Genomic DNA, 6,432 nt, shown 5'->3' on the forward strand with positions numbered 1-6,432 from the left:
CCGCAGGCGCTGAAAGCGGCGAGGAGGCTCCCCGAACCGCCCGCGGAAAGCGAAGCCGCTGGAACGGAAATCAACAGACTAATTAAATTAGCCAAACAAAAAAAGACTGTCGATTTAAAATCCGAAATCCTTCGGATTTGTCGACAGTCTGAACTTCAAAGCTGTGAAGTTTTCTACATTTTCATTACTTTATGCCGGCCATCAAATTCAAATGTACCTGACATTAGATCATGAATAAAATTCAACCCATATTGATTTAGGTAATAGAATATATTCCAAACCCTTTCTTGGGGGAAGCCATCCGGCCTTAATGCCAGTTCCACACGGTCATATTTTTTAAGGATATAATCGTGTTTTAACTTTCCTGCCTCAAATAATTTGGTTTCCATAAACCCGATTTCTTTAAGTAAGTAACCTTCATTTTTCTTTAACAAAGGTAATAAGCCGCGGTCCAACTCTGCTGTCTTATCCTCTATTAATCGGTACTGATTTACTAATTGTTCTTTTGCGAGCGAAAATAGCGAAACCACTTCTTTATCTTTTATTTTTTCTAGAAATTGATTTCTCTCTTTTTCCATTCCATTGCTTAATATATCGGTTAAGTTTAAATGTAAATCAGAAACATCTGTTTCAACAGATCGATCAAGGATCGTAATGTTCAAACGGGGAACAATGGGGGGCATCTTAATTTGAAAATGCTCAAAGACTAGTTTTAATTCTGCCCAGTAAGAAATTTCTCCCGGTCCCGCAATGAAAGCAATGGATGGGAAGAGCCATTCCTGCATTAGTGGCCGAGTCACCACATTATTGCTTAAAGAAGCTGGATTCTCCTCTGCATACTCCACTAGTTGTTCTCTTGAAAATGCTAAAGCCCCATTTTTCCCCACAAAACAACCATTATCGGTATCATATTCAAGTAAAATCCGATCATGCATTTTCTGGTCATAATAGAAAAGGTTCGCATTCTTTTCACTTGCATCAATTGTAATTGGAAAACCTTTTTCGCCAATTCTCTTTTGTTGTTCCAATAATTTGTTTGTAATTGCTTCATGGTGTAGGATTTGCTTCTTAAAAAATTCTTTCTGCAGCATTCGAAACTCTTTGTTACCAGAATCAACAATTAATAACCCGTAATCCTTGAACAATTCCATTATAATGTTGGCAAAGAAATCGACGAAGGTGGTTGATATCGATATTTGTTCTTCAGCGAATTTTAATAAAGTATTCGTATGTTCTGTCTCACCGAAGTTTTCAATTAAATTCTGTACCCAAGAAAGACAGTCTTCTTTGTTTAGCTGAATATCAGAGACCATCTTCTTTTGAAGCATTCTTTCAGGGTATGTCCATTTATCAACCTTTTGGTTCGCTAGTGCAAATACATGATTAACTTCTTGAAAATCATGGTCTTCTCCAGCAATCCAAAATACCGGAATCACTGGCACGCCTAGCTGTGCCTCTTTTTGCTCCGCCAATTTAATAATAGAGATTACCTTATGTATTGAATACAACGGGCCGGTTAGAATACCTGCCTGCTGTCCCCCAATAACAACGAGGCTATTATTTGATTTTAGTTTATCGATTGACTTTATAACAGCTTCAGACGATGGAAACCGTTTCATAAAGCTCTCAATGTGTTCAGCAACCTCTAAGCGAGGAAATGATCGGTTACTAAGTTCAGCAACTCGTTTGGCATCATCGGTTCCATCATTAAACCGGTAATGAAAAAAAGGCTGGATTTCTGGAGATTGTTCCAAATAATTCGAAGCAAACCGATTGGTTGCCGGTAAAGAGAGATTTAAAATCTCCATTCATGTACTTCCTTTCTGATCACCCAAATTCATTCTGTTAAGAGTATACCACTACCAACCAAATTTGAAAAAAACTTTGGCTTATATTTCAGTTGGTAAAAGTAAAAATCAATGCTCGATGAATTAATCCATAAAATGTTAAGGTGAGGTAAGCAAGAAGAAAAAGGAGAAAATTAAAACGCCAAAAACCCTTTATCACTTTTTTTAAGATAATTTCTTCTTTTACTTTCCAATGAACCAACACAAAAATCATCGCAATTAAAATCATTATTAATATTATTAACCAAAAATATGATTTTTCCCATATAGTAACAATTAAAAAATGAACGGATATAATAAATAAAAATGTTGTAGAATCTAGTGACATATGAACTGACTTTCGCGTATTTTTTGTCACTAGTCTCATTACCATAAAAACAAATAGAAACCCTAAAAATGGGATGGCAAAGAAAATAGAGATGAAATAGGATAGAAAAGTAATCAAACGTATTCCTCCTTTATCATTTCTTTACCTTTAATTAAATAATATAGGTTCGCCACTTGTGGAGCTTTCAAACCTTTATGTTCAGCCTCTTCTAAAATATATCCTAATATTGCATCCACTTCTGTCTTTCTGTGCGCTTCTATATCTTTAAGCATGGAGGATCGGTTAGCAGAAGTATTTTTACAAATAGTAATAATTTGCTGCAATTGTTCTTCTGTATTTTCTAGATTTAAGATAGAAGATACCTCGGAAAATAAATTTTTTAGGACCTGAAAATAGTATTCATTTTTTATTAATTTGCCATTTTCCACCTCGAGGATGGCGGTTAATGGATTAATAACGGCATTGACAACTAGTTTACTCAGCAGCATTGTAAAATAATCCTCCTTAAAAACAAGTGGAAATTCCAATGGGGCATAAGAAATACATTTAAACAAAAGTGCTGGGTCCCCTTTAAATACGGCAACTTTCGTCACAGCTTCACCATTATGGGAAACGGTATATGAATTTTCTTTCAGCGCACCGTGCTCAACTGAACCAACAAAAATATTAGTGAACGGGATGGTTTCAAGCTGTTTTAAATGGCCCATACCATTCTGTAAAAATAAGAGATTGTTAGGTAGAATGGACAACTGATTAATTTTTTCAATAATTGGCTGAAGTTGATATTGCTTAACGGAAATGATGGTAAGATCCTCAGTTCCCTTCCATTCGTTTATTGGCAAAGCCCTTACTTTGGATATCGTTTGTTCATCTTTTTTCTTCAGCACAATTCCATATTTAGTTATCTCTCTTGCTTGTTCCGGTGTTCTGGTGTATAACGTAACATCTAATATTCTACTAAAATATGCTGCGAATAACAGGCCAATTGACCCAGCCCCAATAATTCCAACCCTCATGGTAACCCCTCTTTTTAGTCGTCTTTACCCATATTTTATCAGAAGCTGCCGATAGTTTGTTACTAAGAATTTGAAAAAATTAAACCCTATTCGACAAAGACCGAATAGGGCCAAAAAAGTTAGACAGGGTATACGGGATGTTTACGTACGCTAAAATTTAATTCCTTGGTTTCATAATAGTCAAAGCGTTGAATCAGAACATTTCGTAATTCTGAAGGTGCGACAATTTCATCTACAATTAATTCAGATGCCAACTTATAAATGTCGATATGTTCTTTGTATTCCTTATGCTTTTCTTGGACAAAAGCGATTTTTTCTTTCGGATCTTCGATTTGATTAATCTTATTGGAATAAACTGCATTTACTGCTGCTTCTGGTCCCATAACGGCAATTTGCGCGGTCGGTAAAGCTATGCAGCAATCCGGCTCAAAAGCTGGGCCAGCCATAGCATAAAGACCAGCACCATACGCTTTTCTAACAATGACAGAAATTTTCGGGACCGTGGCTGAACTCATCGCTGCAATTAACTTGGCCCCATGACGGATAATGCCCGCACGCTCTACCTTTGTTCCAATCATGAAACCAGGTACATCTGCCAAAAATAAAAGAGGGATATGAAAGGCATCACAGAGTTGAATGAATTTTGCTGCTTTATCTGCAGAATCTACAAATAAAACACCGCCTTTCACTTTCGGTTGATTAGCGATAATTCCAATCGGTCTTCCATCGATTCTTGCTAACCCCGTTATCAATTCAGGGGCAAACAATCTTTTAATTTCATAAAAACTTGCATTGTCCACAAGCCTATCAATACATTCATACATATCAAACGGTGCATTTTGGTTTTCAGGAATAATTGCTTCTAGTTCACGCCCCTCTTTTACTTCTACACCAGCAGTCATCTTTGGTTTTTCTTTAAAACTAGCAGGAAAGTAGCTGATATATTTTTTGGCTGATTCAATCGCTTCCTCTTCACTATAGGCAAGAACATCCCCGCAGCCGCTAACTGAACAATGCATTCTTGCACCGCCCATTTCCTCAAGTGTTACTTTTTCGCCGATTACCTTTTCAGCCATCCTTGGTGATCCCAAATACATAGAAGAATTTTGGTCGACCATTATGACGATATCACAAAAGGCAGGTATGTATGCTCCACCAGCCGCGGAAGGACCAAACAAAATACATACCTGCGGAATCATCCCGGAAAGTTTCACTTGGTTGTAGAAGATTCTTCCTGCTCCCCGACGATTTGGAAACATCTCTAATTGATCAGTTATTCTTGCCCCTGCGGAATCGACAAGATAGAATAACGGGACCTTTAATTTTTCTGCAACTTCTTGAATGCGAATAATCTTTTCAACAGTTCTTGCTCCCCATGAACCAGCTTTGATCGTTGAATCATTCGCCATAACACAAACGGTTTGCCCATTAATTTTCCCAATCGCTGTGACAACACCATCTGCAGGAAGATCACCAGCTTTAAAATTGGCAAATTTACCATCTTCCTCGTATTTTCCCTCATCAAACAAAAGGGAAAGTCGATCACGTACAAATAACTTTTTTTGCTCTTTAGCTTTCTGATGATATTTTGGATGTCCACCAGCTTCAATCAGTTTACGGTTCTCATTTAATTGCTCATTCAATGTATTGGTTACAGCCATAATTTTCACCCCTCAAAACTTTTATTCTAGGACGATCAGTACGTCACCTTCATTAACGAAATCACCAATGTTTACTTTTACATCTAATACCAAACCTTCTGCATTGCTTTCAATCGGAATTTCCATTTTCATAGATTCAAGCATCACGACTTCCTGACCAAGTTGAACTTGATTCCCTTTTGCTGCAAATATATTTAAAACTGTCCCTGCCATGCTTGCTGTTATTTCTTTCATTTTGATTCTCTCCTTAGTTCACTAAATTTTTTGTTAAAAAGCTTGTGTTGTACTTCCCCTTTTGAAAATCATTATCTGTTAGTACATTAAGGAAAAGTGGTGCATTTGTTTTAATTCCTTCGATTTTCAGGTCTTTAAAGAAGCGAACCGCTTCTTCTAATGCTTTTTCACGTGTTTCATTGTGAATAATAATTTTCGCAATCATTGGATCATAGAACGGTGTAACCGTTCCGCCTTCATCATAACCTGTATCAATTCTCACTCCCGCTGCATGACTCCAATCAAGCGTGCTGATTTTACCTGGCGACGGTAAAAAGCGAACAGGGTCTTCTGCATAAAGCCTAAATTCAATGGCATGACCTGACAAAGTGATTTCATCCTGGAGCAACGGTAACCGTTCACCTCGAGAGATGAGGATCTGCCATTTCACTAAATCGAGACCAGTTATCATTTCAGTCACCGGATGTTCAACCTGGAGGCGGGTGTTCATTTCTAGAAAATAAAAATTTTCGTTCTCATCAACAATAAATTCAATTGTTCCTGCATTTGTATAATTAACAGCACTCGCCGCTTTTAAGGCTGTTTCAAACATCTTGTTTCGAGAACCCTCCGATAAACTAGGTGACGGAGATTCCTCAATTACTTTTTGATGTCTTCTTTGAATCGAACAATTTCTTTCAAACAAGTGGACGATATTTCCATGGCTGTCTCCAAACACCTGGACTTCAACGTGTCTTGCATCTTTGATATATTTCTCGATAAAGACTTCATCTGAGCCAAAATAGGCCATTGCTCTGGCTTTAGTCTGGGCAAAAGACTTATCGAGCGCTTGCTCATCTTCACAAAATACCATTCCAATCCCGCCGCCGCCGCTGCTTGCCTTCAGCATCACAGGGTAGCCGATTTTATCTGCAAGAGCAATTGCTTCCTCACTGGTTTTTAAACCGTAGCCNNCGTAGCCACTGCCGGGAACGACCGGGACCCCCGCCTTTTCCATTGTTCGACGCGAAATAATTTTATCACCCATTAATTCAATAGTTGCCGGGTTCGGGCCGATAAAAATAATACCTTCCTCCATTGCTCGTTTAGCAAATGCAGCATTTTCAGATAAAAAGCCGTAACCAGGGTGAATTCCATCTACTTTCTCCCGTTTTGCTATTTCTAAAATTTTATCAACTTGTAAATAGGACTTGTTTACAGGAGGTTCCCCCACGCAGAAAGCCATCGTTGCTTCTTTTACAAAGGGCATATCCTTATCAGCTTCGGAATAAATAGCAATTGTTTCAATCCCCATCTCCTGACAGGTTCGAATAATCCGAAGGGCAATTTCTCCTCGATTAGCAATT

General features: G+C 37.9%; 6 protein-coding genes. All 6 read right to left on the reverse strand.

Features of this window, described 5'->3' with window-relative positions; all coding sequences use genetic code 11:
• Positions 1-173: 173 nt before the first annotated feature.
• On the reverse strand, positions 174-1,808 hold the full coding sequence (gene bshC / locus V7659_RS08705) for a bacillithiol biosynthesis cysteine-adding enzyme BshC (RefSeq protein WP_335539438.1): 1,635 nt from the start codon (positions 1,806-1,808) through the stop codon (positions 174-176).
• Positions 1,809-1,896: 88 nt separating this feature from the next.
• A complete protein-coding gene (locus tag V7659_RS08710; RefSeq protein WP_335539440.1) occupies positions 1,897-2,292 on the reverse strand; it encodes a DUF3397 family protein in 396 nt (131 codons plus the stop codon).
• Entirely contained in the window at positions 2,289-3,191 is a 903-nt protein-coding gene (locus tag V7659_RS08715) for a 2-dehydropantoate 2-reductase (RefSeq protein ID WP_335539442.1), read from the reverse strand. Before V7659_RS08715 ends, V7659_RS08710 begins: the two co-directional genes overlap by 4 nt.
• 119 nt (positions 3,192-3,310) lie before the next feature.
• Positions 3,311-4,852: an acyl-CoA carboxylase subunit beta gene (locus V7659_RS08720; RefSeq protein WP_335539444.1), complete on the reverse strand. Its 1,542-nt coding sequence runs from the start codon at positions 4,850-4,852 to the stop codon at positions 3,311-3,313.
• Positions 4,853-4,873: 21 nt separating this feature from the next.
• On the reverse strand, positions 4,874-5,086 hold the full coding sequence (locus tag V7659_RS08725) for a biotin/lipoyl-containing protein (RefSeq protein WP_144548865.1): 213 nt from the start codon (positions 5,084-5,086) through the stop codon (positions 4,874-4,876).
• 13 nt (positions 5,087-5,099) lie between these two features.
• Entirely contained in the window at positions 5,100-6,431 is a 1,332-nt protein-coding gene (locus tag V7659_RS08730) for an acetyl-CoA carboxylase biotin carboxylase subunit (RefSeq protein WP_335539447.1), read from the reverse strand.
• Position 6,432: the final 1 nt, after the last annotated feature.

Source organism: Neobacillus drentensis, from assembly GCF_036966985.1.
Classification (GTDB): domain Bacteria; phylum Bacillota; class Bacilli; order Bacillales; family Cytobacillaceae; genus Neobacillus; species Neobacillus drentensis_E.